Genomic DNA, 17,349 nt, shown 5'->3' with positions numbered 1-17,349 from the left:
ACGAATATAAAAACATTTTCTTACTTTTGCACCGCAAATCAGAAAGAAATGCAATTAGTAAGCGAAAGTTTATTTTTAAACATTATAAAACCCTTAAAAGTTTAAACAAAATGATTAAAGTAGGTATTAATGGATTCGGACGTATCGGACGTTTCGTATTCCGCGCTGCAATGAAGAGAAACGATATTCAGATCGTAGGTATCAACGACCTTTGCCCGGTAGACTACTTGGCTTACATGCTGAAGTATGACACTATGCACGGTCAATTCGACGGTACTATCGAAGCTGACGTTGAAAACAGCAAATTGATCGTTAACGGTCAGGCTATCCGCATCACTGCAGAAAAAAATCCGGCTGACTTGAAATGGAACGAAGTAGAGGCAGAATACGTTGTTGAATCTACTGGCTTGTTCCTGAGCAAAGACAAAGCTCAAGCTCACATCGAAGCTGGCGCAAAATATGTTGTAATGTCTGCTCCTTCTAAGGACGACACTCCGATGTTCGTTTGCGGTGTTAACGAAAAGACTTACGTTAAGGGTACTCAATTCGTATCTAACGCTTCTTGTACTACTAACTGCTTGGCTCCTATCGCTAAGGTATTGAACGACAAATGGGGTATCACTGACGGTTTGATGACTACTGTTCACTCTACAACTGCTACTCAGAAGACAGTTGACGGTCCTTCTATGAAAGACTGGAGAGGTGGTCGTGCTGCTTCCGGCAACATTATCCCGTCCTCTACCGGTGCTGCTAAGGCTGTAGGTAAAGTTATCCCGGCATTGAACGGTAAACTGACTGGTATGTCTATGCGTGTTCCGACTTTGGACGTATCTGTAGTTGACTTGACAGTTAACTTGGCTAAGCCCGCTACTTACGCTGAAATCTGCGCTGCCATGAAGGAAGCTTCTGAAGGCGAATTGAAGGGTGTTCTGGGTTACACTGAAGATGCAGTTGTTTCTTCTGACTTCTTGGGTGACACTCGCACTTCTATCTTCGACGCTAAGGCTGGTATCGCTTTGACTGATACTTTCGTTAAGGTTGTATCTTGGTATGATAACGAAATCGGTTATTCTAACAAGGTTCTTGACCTGATTGCTCACATGGCATCAGTTAACTGCTAATATACAGTTAGAAAATAATAAAAAATAGGTGGCTTCTGCGGAAGTCGCCTATTTTTTTTGCAATTTTGCAGCTAGTACGTTTTTTATCAGCTTCTTTAATGATGATGAAGATTATACTAACTCTAATATTGCTTTGCTTTATGAACACTATATCGTCTCAAAATCCTTTTTTTGAAACATACTCCACGCTACACGGCACTGTCCCGTTCGACAAGATTAAGACCGGAGACTATGTACCCGCCATCCACGAAGGCATCCGCCGCCAGAATGCGGAAATAGATGCCATCATCCGCAATCCGGAAGTCCCGACATTTGCCAACACAGTGCTGGCCTATGAGAAGTCCGGCGAAATGCTCCACCGTGTCGGTACCGTATTCGGCAATCTGCTCAGCGCAGAAACGAACGATGACCTGCAGGAACTGGCCAAGGAAATCATGCCGATGATGAGCGAGCATGAAAACAACATCAGCCTGAACGAAGAGCTGTTTGCACGCATCAAAGCGGTTTACGAGCAGCAAGACAAAGAGACGCTGAACCCGGAACAACACAAGCTGCTGGAAGATATTTACAATGGCTTTGTACGCAATGGAGCCAACCTCCAGGGAGAAGCCAAGGAGAAATACCGGGCTTTATGCAAAGAGCTCAGCCTGCTGACGCTGCAGTTCAGTGAAAACAACCTGAAAGAAACGAACGACTACAAGCTTGTCATCACCGACAAGTCACAACTGGCCGGGCTACCCGAGAGCGCGGTAGAAGCCGCTGCAGAGATAGCCGGGGAAAAAGGCGTCGAAGGCTGGGTATTCACCTTGCAGGCTCCCAGCTATGGCCCTTTCCTGACCTACGCAGACAGCCGTGACCTGCGCCGTGAGCTATATATGGCCTACAATACGAAGTGTACGCATGACAACGCCAGCAATAACCTGGAAATTGTAAAGAAACTGGCCAATGTCCGTATGGAGATTGCCCAACTCCTAGGCTATGACAACTTCGCCGAATACAACCTCCAGGAGCGCATGGCACAAAACAGTGAGTCCGTGTATAAGCTGCTGGACCAACTGCTGGAGGCTTACACGCCTACCGCCAAACAAGAATATGCAGAAGTGCAAGCCCTGGCACGCCAAGCGGAAGGAGAAGACTTCGTCGTGATGCCGTGGGACTGGGCGTACTATTCCCATAAACTGAAAGACCGGAAGTTCAATATCGACGATGAGCTGCTCCGCCCTTACTTTGAGCTGAACAACGTGAAGGAAGGTGTATTCAGCCTGGCAACCAGACTGTATGGCATCACCTTCAAGAAGAACCCAAATATTCCCGTTTATCACAAGGATGTGGACGCCTACGAGGTATTCGACAAAGACGGAAAATTCCTGGCTGTGTTCTATACCGACTTCCACCCCCGGGCAGGCAAGCGCTCGGGAGCCTGGATGACCAGCTACAAGGAGCAGTGGATTGACGAGAAGACCGGCGAGAACAGCCGTCCCCACATATCCATCGTGATGAACTTCACCAAACCGACACAAGACAAACCCGCCCTATTGACCTTCGGTGAAGTAGAAACCTTCCTGCACGAATTCGGACACAGCCTGCATGGTATGTTTGCCAATTCCACCTACGGAAGCCTGAGTGGGACCAATGTGTATTGGGACTTTGTGGAACTCCCCTCCCAATTCATGGAGAACTTCGCTATCGAAAAGGAATTCCTGCATACGTTTGCCCGCCATTACCAAACCGGTGAGCTGATACCGGACGAACTGGTACAGCGCATTGTGGATTCCTCCAACTTCAACGCGGCATACGCCTGCCTCCGCCAGGTTAGCTTCGGCCTGCTTGATATGGCTTGGTACACACGTAACACCCCGTTTGAAGGTGACGTGAAAGCCTATGAAAAGAAGGCTTGGGAAAAAGCACAGATTCTGCCTTCTGTGGCAGAAGCCTGCATGAGCACACAATTCTCCCATATCTTTGCCGGAGGATATTCTGCCGGATACTATAGTTATAAGTGGGCAGAGGTGCTGGATGCAGATGCTTTCTCGCTATTCAAGCAGACGGGCATCTTCAACCCTGAGACTGCCGCCTCCTTCCGAGAGAATATCCTTTCCAAAGGTGGAACGGAACATCCGATGACGCTCTATAAACGCTTCCGCGGACAAGAGCCTACAATCGACGCATTATTAATCAGAAATGGAATAAAGAAATGAAGAGACTTATAAGGAACATCTGTTGCATGCTGCTCATGTTGTCGTTGCTTCCCCTGTTAAGCGGTTGCGACAATGAGGACGATGTTGTCGGGATATTCACCGGGAAGACATGGAAGCTCAGCCGACTCACCAATAAAGGCAGCAATGCCCAATTCTATCCAAACCTTTGGAACAACAATGAGGAAGAGATGAAGAAGAGTCTGGACAAGCTATATAATCAGAAAAGTACCTTCACCCTCAATTTTGAAGGTACCGAACTGGATGGAGAACTGATGGGCACCACCGTCAACGGGCAAGGCATCAACTCAAGCGTCAACGGCACTTGGAAAGCCGACGGAGCTTCAGGCTCGCTCAGCATCAGCGTAAAGGTTACAGGGTCCGCAGAGAGCGATGCACTGGCCAAGGCATTCATCTCCGGACTGCAAAATGTGTACAAGTATGAAGGGGATGCCAATTCACTGACCCTCTATTTTAAAGACGGACCGACAACCAGAGTCATGGGATTCACCCCGCAACGATAAAACATAAATATGATGGACGATTCTACAAAAGACAAACAAGAAGCATTGGACAGGCGTTATATACGTATGGCAAGCATTTGGGCCGAAAATTCGTATTGCCAACGCCGCCAGGTCGGTGCACTGATTGTAAAAGACAAGATGATTATCTCCGACGGCTACAACGGTACTCCTTCCGGTTTTGAGAATGTGTGCGAAGATGAGAACAACGTCACCAAACCATACGTGCTCCATGCCGAAGCAAATGCCATTACCAAAATAGCCCGTTCAAACAACAGCAGTAACGGTGCCACCATGTACGTCACCGCCTCCCCATGCATAGAATGTGCCAAACTGATTATCCAGGCAGGCATCAAACGGGTGGTCTACTCCGAGAAATACCGCCTGGAAGATGGTATCGAACTTTTAAAACGGGCAGGCATCGAGGTGGTATTTATTTCAATGGATAATGGATAATAGAAAGTTGAAAATTGCATGCACAGCCAAATAGTAAATTGTAAATAGTCTAATAGTAAATAAACATCATGAGTACAAAAAATACTTCCCGCTTTATGCCGCTTATCATCGCAATCAGCGTAGTCGCGGGAATCCTTATCGGAACGTTTTATGCCAGGCATTTTGCCGGTAATAAACTGGGAATCATCAATAGCTCGTCCAACAAGCTGAATGCCTTGCTGCGTGTTATTGACGACCAGTATGTGGATACCGTCAACATGACCGATTTGGTAGAGAAGGCCATGCCGCAGATATTGGCGGAACTCGACCCCCACTCCACCTACATCCCCGCACAGAAACTGGAGGAGGTTAATTCCGAACTTGAAGGCAGCTTCAGCGGTATAGGCATCCAGTTCACCATTCAGGAAGACACGATACACGTAAACAGCGTGATTCCCGGCGGACCGTCCGAGAAAGTGGGCCTGATGGCAGGCGACCGCATTGTGATGGTCAACGACAGTCTTTTTGCAGGCAAAGGCCTGACAAACGAAAAGGCTATGCGCAACCTGAAAGGTCCGAAAGGAAGCCAAGTGAAGTTAGGCGTCAAGCGTGCCACGGAAAAGGAGTTGCTCGACTTCACCATCACACGCGGTGACATCCCGCAAAACACCATTGATGCAGCCTATATGCTCGATGATGACTATGGCTATATACAAATCAGCAAATTCGGACGCACCACACACGTGGAGCTGCTGAATGCGATTGCCCAACTGAGCCACGAGAAATGCAAAGGCCTGATTATCGACCTGCGCGACAATACCGGAGGATACATGGAAGCCGCCACGCGCATGGTGAACGAATTCCTGCCGGAAGGAAAGCTGATAGTGTATACCCACGGCCGCAAATATCCCCGTATGGAGGAATATGCCAACGGCACCGGCAGTTGCCAGAAGCTGCCGCTGATAGTATTGGTGAACGAAGGCTCCGCTTCGGCCAGCGAAATCTTTGCGGGCGCCATTCAGGACAATGACCGCGGGACCATTGTAGGACGCCGTTCCTTCGGCAAGGGACTCGTACAGCAACCCATCGACTTCAGCGACGGTTCCGCCATCCGCCTGACCATTGCCCGCTATTACACCCCATCGGGCCGTTGCATCCAGCGTCCCTATGAGAACGGTAAGGACAGCAAATACGAAATGGACTGGATTACCCGTTACGAACACGGCGAGTTCTTCTCCAAAGACAGTATCAAACTGGACGAAAACCTACGTTACTCTACCGGCTTGGGCAGACCCGTATACGGCGGCGGTGGCATTATGCCGGACGTATTCGTTCCGCAAGACACCACCGGAGTATCTTCTTACCTGATAGAAGTAAGCAACAAGGGACTGATTCTGCAATTCAGCTTCCAGTATACCGACCGCAACCGCACGAAATTGAGTGAATACGACAATGAAGAAGACTTGTTGAAGTACCTTCGCCATCAGGGTATTGTGGAACAGTTTGTGCGTTTTGCAGACTCCAAGGGAGTAAAGCGGCGCAACCTGCTTATACACAAGTCTTACAAGCTACTGGAAAGAAGCCTTTACGGCAACATTATCTATAACATACTGGGAAGGGAGCAATACATCCGCTACATCAACCAGAGCGATGCTACCGTCAAGAAGGCATTGGATATTCTGGAACGTGGCGAGGCATTCCCCAAAGCCCCGGAAGCGACACCAATCATAGAGGATACAAAAGATGATGGAAAGGAAAAAAGAACTGCGCAGGCAGGTAGCTTTGTTGAAGACCCGACACAGCTCTTCCACTACGCGTCAGTCTGCTGAAATACTTGCCGCCCTCGAGGCACATCCTGCTTTCAGGGCGGCAACAACCGTACTGCTTTATCACTCTCTCAAAGACGAAGTGGACACACACGAATTTATCCGGAAGTGGAGCTGCGAAAAGCGGATACTGCTTCCGGTAGTTGTAGGCGACGACCTGGAACTGCGGCTGTACACCGGACCGGAAGACCTGAAACCCGGCGCATACGGCATTGAAGAACCAACCGGCGAGCTATTTACCGACTATGCAGACATTGACTTCATAGTAGTTCCCGGTGTCGCATTCGACCGTAACGGCAACCGTCTGGGGCGCGGTAAAGGTTACTACGACCGGCTTCTGCCCCGCATCCCATTAGCCTACAAAGCCGGCATCTGTTTCCCGTTTCAACTCGTAGAAGAAGTTCCTGCGGAACCGTTTGATATACGCATGGATGAAATCATAACGCAATGAAAACTAATTATCACACGCACACCACACGCTGCATGCATGCCACCGGAGATGATGAAGACTATGTGCTCAGTGCCATCAAAGGCGGTTACCGGATACTCGGATTTTCGGACCACACTCCCTGGAAATACCGTACTGACTACGTAGCCGACATGCGGATGCTCCCCGAAGAGCTTCCCGGCTACGTGGAGAGTCTTAAGACGCTCCGTGAGAAATACCACGACCGGATAGACATCAGAATAGGACTTGAATGTGAATACTTCCCCCAATATATCCATTGGCTGAAAGAACAAATCAAGAAGTACCAACTGGACTATATCATCTTCGGAAACCATCACTACCACACTGATGAAAAGTTCCCCTACTTCGGCCATCATACGGACAGCCGCGATATGCTCGACCTTTACGAAGAGAGCGCCATCGAAGGTATGGAAAGCGGATTATTCTCTTGCCTTGCCCATCCGGACTTGTTCATGCGTTCCTATCCGAGATTCGACCACCATTGCACTACCATCAGCCGGCACATCTGCCGCACTGCTGCACGCCTGAATGTCCCGTTGGAATACAATATAGGCTATGTAGCCTACAATGAAGCGCACAGCTTATCCACCTACCCATGCCCGGAATTCTGGCGAATCGCTGCCAATGAAGGCTGTACAGCTATCATCGGACTGGATGCGCATGACAACAAGGATTTGGAAACTCCGATGTATTATGACCGGGCAGTCCGGGAATTGAAAGAACTGAAGATTGAAAGAATAGATGAGCTGAGGATGCTCATCTGAATATGATATTCGTTATGACCTGAGCCCCCACATGACGGTTCAAGTTGCGCACCAGCAACTCACGCCCCATCATCAGCTCCTGGCGCAGGGCAGCAGAAGTGAGGTGTACATAAAGTACCTGGTTCTTTATATAAAGTTCACGGGTGTAGGAGGCAATAGTAGGGCCCAGCACTTCGGGCCACGCACTGATAAGCCGCCGTTCATTCAGCGGAGACTCCAGACTTTCCTGCCTGAGGTAATGACGGATAAGCTCACCTATCTGTTCGGCATTATTTCGCTTCATGCCTCTTCCTCCTTCATCTCAGCAACTATTCCCTGCTCCACACGGAACATCTTATAATCACTGCCCACTTTATGCAGAATACGGTCCAGGTGTTCGCGGTTGGTATCGGTTATAAAAATCTGTCCGAAACTGTCGCCTGCCACCAACTTGATGATTTGCTCCACACGCGAGGCATCCAGTTTGTCAAAGATATCGTCCAGCAACAACAAGGGAACAGTGGTCCCGGTACGTTTCAGGAAATCAAACTGTGCCAGCTTCAACGCTACCAGATAAGTCTTGTTCTGTCCCTGCGATCCTTCACGTTTGATGGGGAAATCTCCCAAAAGCATATTCAGCTCGTCCTTGTGCACACCGCGCAATGAATAGCCCATAATCTGGTCGCGTACACGGCTTTCCTTCAGTACTTCCAGCAAAGAGGCATCGCGGGCATGGGAATCATAGCTTAATCCCACCTTCTCCCTATCTTGCGAAATGAATGAATAGAAAGACTGGAAAATAGGAATAAACTCACGGATAAAGGCCTCACGTTTGCGGAACACCACTTCGCCGGCTTGCGCCATCATCTCCTCCCAAACCAGAAAGAGCTCTTCCTCCACCGGCTGTTCACTCTTCAGTAAGGTATTCCGCTGCACCAAAGCTTTATTGTATCGTATCAAAGCATCCAGATACTCTTTGTCGTACTGCGAGATAACCACATCCATAAAACGTCGGCGTTCATCACTGCCTCCTGCTATCAACTCCGAATCGGCAGGCGAGACCATGACCAAAGGCAGGAAGCCGATATGGTCTGACAAACGCGTATACTCCTTCTTGTTTCGCTTGAACTGTTTCTTCTGGCGCCTCTTCATACCACAGTAGATTTCTTCAGGAGTCCCATCGGCAGCCTCATAAAACCCTTGAATAACAAAGAAGTCGGCATCATGGCGGATATTCTGGGAATCAATGGGATTACCGGCACTTTTACAGAAAGACAAGAAATACACCGCATCCAGCAGGTTCGTTTTCCCCATGCCGTTCTGTCCGAAAAAGCAGTTCAACTTGGGCGAGAATGTAAGCTCTACCTGCTCCAAGTTCTTATAATTGAGTATAGATATACGTTTCAGTATCATTATAGTAACGATGAGTTCGGTTACAAAGATAATGCAAAACCAAAAGCAGTACAAAATAAGCCTGCTTATTTTTAACACAGAGGTGAAGCCCGGCTTATTGAAAAGTAGAAATAATTTCAGTGTTTTCTGATACAATACAAAAAAAGATGCTGCTAAATTTCGTTGATAGCTATAAAAAACTTACTTTTGCGGGTCGAAATAGATAAATAAGAATAATAACAAAAAGATTATATAAAAATGGCAGAACAAAAAAAGACGAATGAAGCCTTAAACGTGGAGGATGCACTGACACAATCGGAGGCCTTTTTCATTAAGAACAAAAAAGCAATCATCGGCGCTGTAGTAGCAGTAATCATCATCATAGCCGGTGTAGTGATGTACAAGAACCTTTATGCAGACCCCCGTGAAGAAAAAGCACAAGCTGCCTTATTCAAAGGACAAGAATACTTCGAAGCAGACGCTTATGCACAAGCACTGAACGGTGACAGCATCGGTTTTGCCGGATTTGTAAAAGTAGCAGACGAATACAGCGGCACAAAAGCAGCCAATCTTGCAAAAGCTTATATGGGTCTCTGCTATGCACACCTCGGCAAATATGACGAAGCAGTAAAAGCATTGGACAGCTTTGACGGAGACGACCAAATGGTAGCTCCTGCCATGAAAGGTGCTATGGGTAACTGCTATGCGCAGCTCGGCCAACTGGACAAAGCCGCTTCTATGCTGCTGAAAGCCGCCAACGAAGCCGACAACAACTCCCTCAGCCCCATCTACCTGCTGCAAGCCGGAGAAATCCTGGTAAAGCAAGGTAAATATGACGATGCAATTCAGGCGTATACCACTATCAAGGATAAATACTTCCGTTCATATCAGGCAATGGATATCGACAAGTATATCGAACAAGCCAAACTGTTGAAGAAGTAATATACCTTATTATAAAAACATCTCAGGCACGGATTACACGGAAAACACGGAAAGACACAATAGCCGTGAATCCGTGTAGTCCGTGCCTCTTTTATCTCCCCTCTCCCTTTAATTTTCAATTATTAATTTTTAATTCTTAATTCCTTATTTATGGCAACAGCTTATCACAATCTTTCAGACTACGATTTCAGTTCTGTACCCAGCGCGGAAAAAATGAAATTCGGCATCGTTGTATCTGAGTGGAATTATAATATTACCGGTGCTCTCCTAAAAGGTGCCATAGACACCTTAAAAAAACATGGAGCCAAAGATGAAAATATCCTGGTAAAAACAGTACCCGGCAGTTTTGAACTGACTTTCGGCGCCAACCAACTTATCGAATACAGTGAAGTCGATGCAGTTATTGCAATTGGTTGTGTAGTCAGAGGAGATACTCCACATTTTGACTATGTTTGCATGGGTGCTACCCAAGGAATTACCCAATTAAACGCAAGTGGCGATGTACCAGTAATTTACGGATTAATTACTACCAATACTATGGAGCAAGCAGAAGACCGCGCCGGTGGCAAACTAGGTAATAAAGGAGACGAATGTGCAATTACTGCAATAAAAATGATAGATTTTGCTTGGAGTTTACAAAAATAGTCGTATCTTTGCACCGCAATTGAGAAACAAACCTACTCAATGAGAGAATTGAGATAGAATCTTAAGTGCAAAAGGGCAAATACCAGAGTGGCCAAATGGGGCAGACTGTAAATCTGCTGGCTTACGCCTTCGGTGGTTCGAATCCATCTTTGCCCACAAAAAATTGCGGAAGTAGCTCAGTTGATAGAGCATTAGCCTTCCAAGCTGAGGGTCGCGGGTTTGAGCCCCGTCTTCCGCTCTTAAGAAAATCAGATAGTTATCGCAAGATTTCTATCTGATTTTTGTTTTTAGAGAATGCTGAATTTAGTGTGGTTTAACCGAGTGAGTTAAACCTGGAAGTCAACCGAATGCCGCAAAGCACAAATTCATGGTTATTTAAATAAGATATTTCTGAGAATATCATCTAACCACGGCTCTTTCATCTTTTCCACAAAAACATCATTCTTTAGTTGAAAAGCCTTTTTGTAAACACTCTGCATTTTCAAATTATAGCGCACCGTATCATAGCGGACTACTGACTGGTAAAATCCGGTATCAACAGCGACAATTTCATTTTCTATTCTCAATGTATCCTCAGCTGTATCGGAAATTCTTCCGGTCTCCATCTGTGCGAATGAAATGCAGCTGCCTCCGATTAGAGCCAATAATGTTACCAATATTTTATTCATAGGCTACCGTTTTCTACAAAGATACAATATTCAAAGAACAAACATCTCTTTTACAAGAAAAATTCCATTATACCATAAACGCTTATGAGGCAACGCACACATTTGTATATCAAAGTTCAGTTTTAGTTAATAAAATTATGTAAGTTTGTAAACGAATAAAAAGTTCCCCTCCAATGAACAACATCATTCATAAAATCAGGCAGATTTATCCGGTTTCCGAAGAAGCACTTCAGGCACTTTTGACGAATATGCAGGTAAGATACTATCCTAAAGGAACTTATATAGTACAAGCGGGAGTAACAGACCGTTTGATTTATTTCATTGAGGAAGGGGTCACCCGTTCCGTATTTCATCACGACGGACAAGATACCACCACTTGGTTCAGCCAGGAAGGTGATGTAACCTTCGGAATGGATTCACTGTACTATCAGCAGCCGTCGGTAGAAAGCATTGAGACTCTTTCGGACTGCAAAATCTATACTATCCACATAGACAAGTTAAATGCTCTCTACGAAACATATATTGATATAGCCAACTGGGGCAGAATACTGCATCAGAACGTAAACAAGGAGCTCAGTCATATGTTTGTGGAAAGACTCCAACTGCCTCCCCAAGAGCGGTATGAACAATTTAACCGCCGTTACCCCGGACTGATAAATCGGGTGAAGCTAAAATATGTGGCAGCTTTCCTGGGTATTTCCATCTATACTCTCAGCCGGGTACGCGCAAAAAAATAGAAGATTACCGTTCTTTTTTGCTTTTAAGCAAAAGAACTTCGCTTCGCATGGCGTATCTTTGACATCCGAAAACATTAACCAAACAACAGAAAAAACAGATGTCGTACATTTCATCTTCTGCCTTTTCAGACACCAAAGCACATTATGACCTTCTCGACGGGCTCCGTGGCGTAGCAGCCTTGATGGTTATATGGTATCATATATTCGAAGGCTACGCTTTTGCCGGTGGTGGCATTATCGAAACCTTCAACCACGGCTATTTAGCTGTAGATTTCTTCTTTATACTATCGGGATTCGTTATCGGGTATGCTTATGACGACCGTTGGGGCAGGAGCCTCACCATGAAGAGTTTTTTCAAGCGACGTCTGATACGTCTTCATCCGATGGTAACTATGGGCGCTGTTTTGGGCGCCATCACCTTCTGCATTCAAGGATGCATACAATGGGAGGGAACACATATTGCCCTATCAATGATTATGCTGTCCCTTCTCTGCTCCATATTCTTTATTCCCGCAATGCCGGGAGCAGGCTATGAAGTCCGTGGTAATGGCGAAATGTTTCCTTTGAATGGTCCATGCTGGTCCTTGTTTTTTGAATATTTAGGCAACATCCTTTATGCCTTGTTTATCCACCGCTTATCAAACAAAGCCCTTGCCGTACTGACAATATTGCTGGGAGTGGCATTGGCATCATTCGCCATTTTCGACATCTCCGGATACGGAAATATGGGGGTAGGCTGGACACTGGACGGAATAAACTTTGGCGGCGGATTGCTGAGGATGCTTTTTCCTTTCTCCATGGGCATGCTTTTGTCGCGCAACTTCAAGCCTATCAAGGTGAAAGGTGCTTTCTGGATATGTGCCATTGCATTGGTTGCCTTGTTTTCAGTGCCCTACTTGGAAGGTGCAACACCGGTCTGTACAAATGGCATTTATGAAGCGTTCTGTGTAATCATCGCTTTTCCGGTTCTCGTCTGGTTAGGAGCTTCCGGTACCACAACGGATAAAAAATCGACCCAGATATGCAAGTTCCTGGGAGATATATCCTATCCAGTCTATGTGATACATTATCCATTTATGTACTTGTTCTATGCATGGCTCATCAAGAACCAGCTCTTCACGTTGGAGCAGACTTGGCAGGTTGCCTTATGCGTTTATGCATGGAATATATTGTTAGCCTATCTATGCCTGAAATTCTATGATGAACCGGTACGGAAATATCTGGCCAGACGCTTCTTGAGCAAGAAACGGTAAAGGGGCCACCACAGATTACACAGATTTATTATCTCAAGGATTTTTATCTGTGCAAATCTGTGTAATCTGTGGTGCATTATCATTCCAGATAAAGTGGTTCCACCACCTCCGTCACATTCTCATGGAACCACTCATCCAATTTAGCTTCAACCTTGTCTTTTATCTGTGGAGTGATGTATTTCTTCACTTTCTTATAAGCATAAACTGCGGCAAATCCCTTCCCTACCATAAAGACTTGTCCCAAAAGGTCTTCTATACTGGTAGGAAATACAATGGCCACCAAAGCAATCATGATATTTGTCCTTTCACTCTCCGGAGTAGAGTCTGCAGTCATCACATAATAAGCCGTCAGTACTGGACGACCGGCTGCCCGACCACCTTTCTTTATATACTCTTCTACTTTAAGACGAATCTCGTCCATGGAAAAATTCATTTTCATATTCATAATCTCCTCTTTTTATTTATTAGACGCAGAAAGATGAAGTTTGGTTGCAAAAATCTGCATTTTTTTTTCAACATTATATCCCAAATAAGCAGTATCTTTGTCCCCGCATTTTCACAACCACATAAAATTATAATGAAAACAATAGTAAATATTCCCTCCCGACAGAACACTATGCGCGAAATGCGGGATTATCTGATGATTGCCTTAGGCATGGTCTTGTACGGTATCGGCTGGACAGTCTTCCTGCTTCCCAACGATATTACTACCGGTGGCGTACCGGGCATTGCATCCATCGTATATTTTGCCACTGGATTTCCCGTCCAATATACGTACTTCGCCATCAATTTTCTGCTTCTATTGCTTGCCCTACGTGTGTTGGGATGGAAGTTCAGCGTAAAGACAATCTTTGCCGTATTCACCCTGACCTTTTTCCTTTCCATTATCCAGAAACTGACCGAGGGTGTTGTCCTCCTGCACGACCAGCCTTTCATGGCTTGTGTCATCGGTGCCTCCTTCTGCGGTAGCGGCATCGGCATCGCCTTTTCCAACAACGGCAGTACTGGCGGCACGGACATCATTGCCGCCGTAATCAACAAGTACCGCGACATCACGCTGGGCAGAGTCATGTTGATATGTGACCTTATCATCATCTCGTCCAGTTACTTTGTTCTAAAAGATTGGGAAAAGGTGGTGTATGGCTACGTTACTCTATACATATGCAGCTTCGTGCTCGACCAAGTGGTGAACAGTGCCCGCCAGTCCGTACAATTCTTTATTATCAGCGATAAATATGAGGAGATAGCCAAGCACATCCAGGTATATCCTCACAGAGGTGCAACGGTCATCAACGCCTCGGGCTTCTATACGGGAAAAGAGATAAAAATGCTGTTCGTGCTGGCCAAGAAGCGGGAGTCCACCATCATTTTCCGGCTCATAAAAGACATAGACCCCAATGCCTTTGTATCACAAAGTGCAGTCATCGGAGTCTATGGAGAGGGATTCGACAGAATCAAAGTGAAGTAGAGGATTTCTCGAACTTCCCTTGATTCCAAGTATAAACAATAGGACGGCGGACAAACGGTTTCAGTTTCTCCGCCGCTTCTTTACCCATGTAATCGGTCGTGGTAAAAGTGAATGCCAACGTGGCATCCTTCGCAGAAAGGTCCGCTTTCATCAGCAGCATGTCGGCCTGGCGACGGGCATCCTGATACTCATAGACATCCACCGTATCCGCGGCCTCAGCGATAAAATCATCCAGAACGGGCAATACCGGCAGGTAGGACGAAGCAACCAGCTCCTTCCAGTCTGTCGTATAGAACTTGACATGGCTGTCGCAAGCCGGAGCACAAACCGTAGCAACCACACAAATCACCTTCGTACTGTCGTTAATAGACAAGAGCTTCATCTGCCATGAACTCTGGGGCGTCATCTTCACATGTATATAGTCTGGAGAAAGTTCCGTCATTTCCGATTTACCACCAAAGCTGTTGGTCACCTCAGCTTTCATCTTACTTTCCAGAAAGTCTATAAAATCCGCACGGTTCACGGCGCTAAGCAACGGACATATAGAATCCGGCATATTCTTAAAACACGTCTTGGCTTCCTGGGCCTGCAAATACCCCCATCCGATGAAAGCCAAAATCAAAAAAGCACTCAGTTTTCTTATCATAACATTTTTATCATTTCTTCAAGGAAACGGGCATCTGTTTCATCAAAACCGCCCAAATCGTCACTGTCAATATCCAATACTCCCCACACTTCACCGTCCTCACGCTTCAGCGGAACCACGATCTCCGAACGCGACAGCGAGCTACAGGCTATATGTCCGGGAAATGCATCCACATCGGGCACAACCAACGTCTCGGCTCTATCCCATGCCGCGCCGCAAACACCGCGGCCTTTCCTGATGCGCGTACAAGCTATCGGTCCCTGGAAAGGTCCTAACACCAATTCTTCACCCTTCACCAAATAGAAGCCTACCCAAAAGAAATGGAAAGTCTCTTTCAGCGCCGCCGAAACATTCGCCAGATTGGCTATCAAGTCATCTTCACCTGCCAGCAGATTTTTCAGTTGAGGAAGCAAAGCGCGATATTTCTCTGTCTTGCTACCAGCATTTATATATAGGTCTTCTGCCATATATCTCTTGTTTATTTACTCCCCAAATATAGGAAGAACATTCCAATCAACACCAAAATGAGGTCGACAGCCTTGCTTTTTAAATTCTTTTCACGGAAGAAAAGCGCACCGAAAAGGAAGGAAACAACAACGCTTCCACGACGCACCATCGAAACGATGGAAATCATGGAGTCCTCATAGCTCAGGGCATAAAAATAGACAAAGTCTGCCGCACAAAGGAAAATGGAGATACAGATAATGGTCCAATCCCAACGAAACGGGGTACTTTCTTTTCGCTTGGGGTACCACAACAGCAGGATGATGGGGCACATGATAAAGACTTGGTAGACATTATACCACGACTGCACCAGCATCGGGTTGAGCTGCTTCATCAGATATTTGTCATACAGCCCGCTGACAGCTCCGGCAACGGCAGCCAGCACGATGAAAAGAATCCATTTGTTATGCTTGAAGTCGATTCCCTCTTTCTTGCCCGAACGGCTCAGCATGAAGAAGGACACTATGGCAAGCAGCACGCCAATCCATTGATAAAGGTTCAAGCGTTCGCCAAACACAAGCATGGCACCTACAAGCACCATTACGGGACGCGTCGCATTAATCGGTCCCACGATGGTCAGCGGCAGATGCTTCATCCCGAAATAACCGAATATCCAGGAAGAAAGCACGATAAACGACTTGACAATAATGAACTTATGTACCTCCCACCCCACCACGGGAACATCAAACATCGTACCTCCCAACACCGACGGCGCAAAGGCAGATACCAGAATGAAAGGAAGAAATATAAGGCTTGAGAACAGCGTGTTCAGGAAAAGCACCGGCAGTACGGCATTGTCACGAAGCGACTTCTTCTTGAAGACATCGTAAAATCCCAATAAGGCAGCAGAGAGGAAAGCAAGTAATAACCACATAGAGTCAATTAAAAATTAAGAATTAAAAATTAAAGGGAGGGGGCTACGTTTTTGTAGTACATCCCTCTTTTATTCTAAAAAAGTAGTTTCCGGATAGGCTACGTCCACCAGAAACAATGCATTTCCGGGAACGGAAGTTCCTGCCTGGCAACGGTCCTTCTGTTCGACGACGCGTCGGAAACCTTCAACGGAAAGTTTTCCACGCCCCACTTCGAGCAGAGTGCCGACAATGGCACGTACCATGTTCCGCAGGAACCGGTCGGCCTGGATGGTGAACACCCAGGTCACATCGTCCACTTGCGTCCAGGCGGCATGCATAATCTTGCAATTATTGGTTTTGACATCGGTATGGAGTTTGCTGAAGCTGGTAAAGTCCGTATAGTCAAACAAGGTTTGGGCAGCCTCATTCATCCGCTCAAAGTCCGGCGTTTGGAACAGACGGCAACGGTATTGACGATTGAAAGGCATCTTGGCAGTAGTGACGTAATACTTATACATCCGCGCCGTAGCATCAAAGCGGGCATGTGCATCGGGCTTCACGGCCCGCAAGCGGTATACGGAAATATCGGGAGGAAGCAGACGATTCAGCTTATCCGTCATAAAAACAGTGTCCAGAGGAGAATCACTGTCAAAGTGAGCTACCATCAGTGAGGCATGCACCCCGGCATCGGTACGCCCCGCTCCCACGACTTCCACCTCGCGACGCAGCAAGGTACTCAGCGCCTTCATCAAACACTCCTGCACACTCGCTCCATTCGGCTGGATTTGCCAGCCGTGATAAGCGGTGCCATCATAAGCCAGGTATATAAAATATCGTTGCACGGTCTTTTTTGTGTGCAAAGATAGTGCAAACTTAAGAAGGTTTGAATTATCTTTGCAAGGTTTTCACCACAGATTACACAGATTAACG

20 protein-coding genes and 2 tRNA genes are annotated in these 17,349 nt (G+C 46.5%); 14 read left to right on the top strand and 8 right to left on the bottom strand.

From position 1 onward, the window contains the following. The first annotated feature begins 110 nt into the window (after positions 1-110). The 7 genes from gap (at position 111) to ITJ87_RS07520 (ending at position 7,331) form a co-directional block, all read left to right on the top strand. Positions 111-1,121, top strand: a complete 1,011-nt coding sequence (gene gap, locus ITJ87_RS07550) for a type I glyceraldehyde-3-phosphate dehydrogenase (RefSeq protein WP_117601142.1) — start codon at positions 111-113, stop codon at positions 1,119-1,121. 140 nt (positions 1,122-1,261) lie between these two features. Next, on the top strand, positions 1,262-3,319 hold the full coding sequence (locus ITJ87_RS07545) for a M3 family metallopeptidase (protein WP_117965890.1): 2,058 nt from the start codon (positions 1,262-1,264) through the stop codon (positions 3,317-3,319). Further along, positions 3,316-3,840 (top strand): DUF4847 family protein, encoded by a 525-nt coding sequence (locus ITJ87_RS07540; RefSeq protein WP_117601144.1) that lies wholly within the window; start codon positions 3,316-3,318, stop codon positions 3,838-3,840. The genes ITJ87_RS07545 and ITJ87_RS07540 overlap by 4 nt, the downstream gene beginning before the upstream one ends. A 12-nt stretch (positions 3,841-3,852) precedes the next feature. After that, on the top strand, positions 3,853-4,293 hold the full coding sequence (locus ITJ87_RS07535) for a dCMP deaminase family protein (RefSeq protein WP_022401703.1): 441 nt from the start codon (positions 3,853-3,855) through the stop codon (positions 4,291-4,293). 68 nt (positions 4,294-4,361) lie between these two features. Beyond that, positions 4,362-6,101, top strand: a complete 1,740-nt coding sequence (locus tag ITJ87_RS07530; RefSeq protein WP_117601145.1) for a S41 family peptidase — start codon at positions 4,362-4,364, stop codon at positions 6,099-6,101. Beyond that, positions 6,019-6,549 carry a 5-formyltetrahydrofolate cyclo-ligase gene (locus ITJ87_RS07525; RefSeq protein WP_117965887.1) on the top strand — a complete coding sequence of 177 codons (531 nt, stop codon included), beginning with the start codon at positions 6,019-6,021 and terminating at the stop codon, positions 6,547-6,549. The genes ITJ87_RS07530 and ITJ87_RS07525 overlap by 83 nt, the downstream gene beginning before the upstream one ends. Continuing rightward, positions 6,546-7,331 (top strand): histidinol-phosphatase, encoded by a 786-nt coding sequence (locus ITJ87_RS07520; protein WP_117601146.1) that lies wholly within the window; start codon positions 6,546-6,548, stop codon positions 7,329-7,331. The genes ITJ87_RS07525 and ITJ87_RS07520 overlap by 4 nt, the downstream gene beginning before the upstream one ends. On the opposite strand, the gene ITJ87_RS07515 is transcribed toward ITJ87_RS07520, so the two are convergent. Both ITJ87_RS07515 and ITJ87_RS07510 read right to left on the bottom strand, forming a co-directional pair. After that, positions 7,324-7,614, bottom strand: coding sequence for a DUF721 domain-containing protein (locus tag ITJ87_RS07515; RefSeq protein ID WP_005823615.1), 291 nt, complete (start codon positions 7,612-7,614; stop codon positions 7,324-7,326). The two genes, ITJ87_RS07520 and ITJ87_RS07515, sit on opposite strands and share 8 nt — an antisense overlap. After that, a complete protein-coding gene (locus ITJ87_RS07510) occupies positions 7,611-8,723 on the bottom strand; it encodes a DNA replication/repair protein RecF (protein ID WP_117966027.1) in 1,113 nt (370 codons plus the stop codon). The genes ITJ87_RS07515 and ITJ87_RS07510 overlap by 4 nt, the downstream gene beginning before the upstream one ends. A 237-nt stretch (positions 8,724-8,960) precedes the next feature. Here ITJ87_RS07510 and ITJ87_RS07505 point away from each other — a divergent pair, with 237 nt between their 5' ends. The 4 genes from ITJ87_RS07505 (at position 8,961) to ITJ87_RS07490 (ending at position 10,527) form a co-directional block, all read left to right on the top strand. Next, positions 8,961-9,644: a tol-pal system YbgF family protein gene (locus ITJ87_RS07505; protein WP_057282025.1), complete on the top strand. Its 684-nt coding sequence runs from the start codon at positions 8,961-8,963 to the stop codon at positions 9,642-9,644. A gap of 150 nt (positions 9,645-9,794) precedes the next feature. Beyond that, positions 9,795-10,289 carry a 6,7-dimethyl-8-ribityllumazine synthase gene (ribH, locus tag ITJ87_RS07500; RefSeq protein ID WP_005823623.1) on the top strand — a complete coding sequence of 165 codons (495 nt, stop codon included), beginning with the start codon at positions 9,795-9,797 and terminating at the stop codon, positions 10,287-10,289. A gap of 73 nt (positions 10,290-10,362) precedes the next feature. Then, a tRNA-Tyr gene (locus ITJ87_RS07495) sits at positions 10,363-10,445 on the top strand. Positions 10,446-10,454: 9 nt separating this feature from the next. Continuing rightward, positions 10,455-10,527 (top strand) — tRNA-Gly (locus ITJ87_RS07490). 133 nt (positions 10,528-10,660) lie between these two features. On the opposite strand, the gene ITJ87_RS07485 is transcribed toward ITJ87_RS07490, so the two are convergent. Further along, positions 10,661-10,957, bottom strand: a complete 297-nt coding sequence (locus ITJ87_RS07485; RefSeq protein WP_117599439.1) for a hypothetical protein — start codon at positions 10,955-10,957, stop codon at positions 10,661-10,663. 173 nt (positions 10,958-11,130) lie between these two features. Here ITJ87_RS07485 and ITJ87_RS07480 point away from each other — a divergent pair, with 173 nt between their 5' ends. Together ITJ87_RS07480 and ITJ87_RS07475 are read left to right on the top strand one after the other, a co-directional pair. Then, positions 11,131-11,694: a Crp/Fnr family transcriptional regulator gene (locus ITJ87_RS07480; protein WP_117599438.1), complete on the top strand. Its 564-nt coding sequence runs from the start codon at positions 11,131-11,133 to the stop codon at positions 11,692-11,694. 98 nt (positions 11,695-11,792) lie between these two features. Continuing rightward, entirely contained in the window at positions 11,793-12,947 is a 1,155-nt protein-coding gene (locus ITJ87_RS07475) for an acyltransferase (RefSeq protein ID WP_196096321.1), read from the top strand. Positions 12,948-13,026: 79 nt separating this feature from the next. Here ITJ87_RS07475 and ITJ87_RS07470 read toward each other — a convergent pair whose 3' ends face one another. Beyond that, positions 13,027-13,392 carry a hypothetical protein gene (locus ITJ87_RS07470; RefSeq protein ID WP_005835432.1) on the bottom strand — a complete coding sequence of 122 codons (366 nt, stop codon included), beginning with the start codon at positions 13,390-13,392 and terminating at the stop codon, positions 13,027-13,029. A 132-nt stretch (positions 13,393-13,524) separates the two neighbouring features. Between ITJ87_RS07470 and ITJ87_RS07465 the strand changes: the two genes are divergently transcribed. Continuing rightward, positions 13,525-14,415 (top strand): YitT family protein, encoded by an 891-nt coding sequence (locus tag ITJ87_RS07465; RefSeq protein WP_196096320.1) that lies wholly within the window; start codon positions 13,525-13,527, stop codon positions 14,413-14,415. Here the strand turns inward: ITJ87_RS07465 and ITJ87_RS07460 are convergent. The 4 genes from ITJ87_RS07460 to truA form a co-directional block, all read right to left on the bottom strand. After that, on the bottom strand, positions 14,402-15,061 hold the full coding sequence (locus ITJ87_RS07460) for a DUF3256 family protein (protein ID WP_196096319.1): 660 nt from the start codon (positions 15,059-15,061) through the stop codon (positions 14,402-14,404). The two genes, ITJ87_RS07465 and ITJ87_RS07460, sit on opposite strands and share 14 nt — an antisense overlap. Next, positions 15,058-15,528 carry a GAF domain-containing protein gene (locus ITJ87_RS07455; RefSeq protein WP_016272604.1) on the bottom strand — a complete coding sequence of 157 codons (471 nt, stop codon included), beginning with the start codon at positions 15,526-15,528 and terminating at the stop codon, positions 15,058-15,060. Before ITJ87_RS07455 ends, ITJ87_RS07460 begins: the two co-directional genes overlap by 4 nt. An 11-nt stretch (positions 15,529-15,539) precedes the next feature. Further along, positions 15,540-16,439 (bottom strand): DMT family transporter, encoded by a 900-nt coding sequence (locus ITJ87_RS07450; RefSeq protein WP_057282020.1) that lies wholly within the window; start codon positions 16,437-16,439, stop codon positions 15,540-15,542. Positions 16,440-16,508: 69 nt separating this feature from the next. Beyond that, the gene (truA, locus tag ITJ87_RS07445; RefSeq protein WP_117964934.1) at positions 16,509-17,261 is read right to left on the bottom strand and encodes a tRNA pseudouridine(38-40) synthase TruA; all 753 of its coding nucleotides are present in this window, start codon (positions 17,259-17,261) and stop codon (positions 16,509-16,511) included. Positions 17,262-17,349 lie beyond the last annotated feature (88 nt).

Source organism: Bacteroides sp. HF-162, assembly GCF_015679285.1.
In the GTDB taxonomy this organism is placed as follows: domain Bacteria; phylum Bacteroidota; class Bacteroidia; order Bacteroidales; family Bacteroidaceae; genus Bacteroides; species Bacteroides uniformis.
Note: the sequence above shows the minus strand (reverse complement) of the source record. Positions and strands in the feature narration are given on the sequence as shown.

Bases quoted from the DNA above. Each gene is read 5' to 3' on its own strand.
- gap (WP_117601142.1), top strand. From the start codon at position 111: ATGATTAAAGTAGGTATTAATGGATTCGGACGTATCGGACGTTTCGTA.
- ITJ87_RS07545 (WP_117965890.1), top strand. From the start codon at position 1,262: ATGAACACTATATCGTCTCAAAATCCTTTTTTTGAAACATACTCCACG.
- ITJ87_RS07540 (WP_117601144.1), top strand. From the start codon at position 3,316: ATGAAGAGACTTATAAGGAACATCTGTTGCATGCTGCTCATGTTGTCG.
- ITJ87_RS07535 (WP_022401703.1), top strand. From the start codon at position 3,853: ATGGACGATTCTACAAAAGACAAACAAGAAGCATTGGACAGGCGTTAT.
- ITJ87_RS07530 (WP_117601145.1), top strand. From the start codon at position 4,362: ATGAGTACAAAAAATACTTCCCGCTTTATGCCGCTTATCATCGCAATC.
- ITJ87_RS07525 (WP_117965887.1), top strand. From the start codon at position 6,019: ATGGAAAGGAAAAAAGAACTGCGCAGGCAGGTAGCTTTGTTGAAGACC.
- ITJ87_RS07520 (WP_117601146.1), top strand. From the start codon at position 6,546: ATGAAAACTAATTATCACACGCACACCACACGCTGCATGCATGCCACC.
- ITJ87_RS07515 (WP_005823615.1), bottom strand. From the start codon at position 7,614: ATGAAGCGAAATAATGCCGAACAGATAGGTGAGCTTATCCGTCATTAC.
- ITJ87_RS07510 (WP_117966027.1), bottom strand. From the start codon at position 8,723: ATGATACTGAAACGTATATCTATACTCAATTATAAGAACTTGGAGCAG.
- ITJ87_RS07505 (WP_057282025.1), top strand. From the start codon at position 8,961: ATGGCAGAACAAAAAAAGACGAATGAAGCCTTAAACGTGGAGGATGCA.
- ribH (WP_005823623.1), top strand. From the start codon at position 9,795: ATGGCAACAGCTTATCACAATCTTTCAGACTACGATTTCAGTTCTGTA.
- ITJ87_RS07485 (WP_117599439.1), bottom strand. From the start codon at position 10,957: ATGAATAAAATATTGGTAACATTATTGGCTCTAATCGGAGGCAGCTGC.
- ITJ87_RS07480 (WP_117599438.1), top strand. From the start codon at position 11,131: ATGAACAACATCATTCATAAAATCAGGCAGATTTATCCGGTTTCCGAA.
- ITJ87_RS07475 (WP_196096321.1), top strand. From the start codon at position 11,793: ATGTCGTACATTTCATCTTCTGCCTTTTCAGACACCAAAGCACATTAT.
- ITJ87_RS07470 (WP_005835432.1), bottom strand. From the start codon at position 13,392: ATGAATATGAAAATGAATTTTTCCATGGACGAGATTCGTCTTAAAGTA.
- ITJ87_RS07465 (WP_196096320.1), top strand. From the start codon at position 13,525: ATGAAAACAATAGTAAATATTCCCTCCCGACAGAACACTATGCGCGAA.
- ITJ87_RS07460 (WP_196096319.1), bottom strand. From the start codon at position 15,061: ATGATAAGAAAACTGAGTGCTTTTTTGATTTTGGCTTTCATCGGATGG.
- ITJ87_RS07455 (WP_016272604.1), bottom strand. From the start codon at position 15,528: ATGGCAGAAGACCTATATATAAATGCTGGTAGCAAGACAGAGAAATAT.
- ITJ87_RS07450 (WP_057282020.1), bottom strand. From the start codon at position 16,439: ATGTGGTTATTACTTGCTTTCCTCTCTGCTGCCTTATTGGGATTTTAC.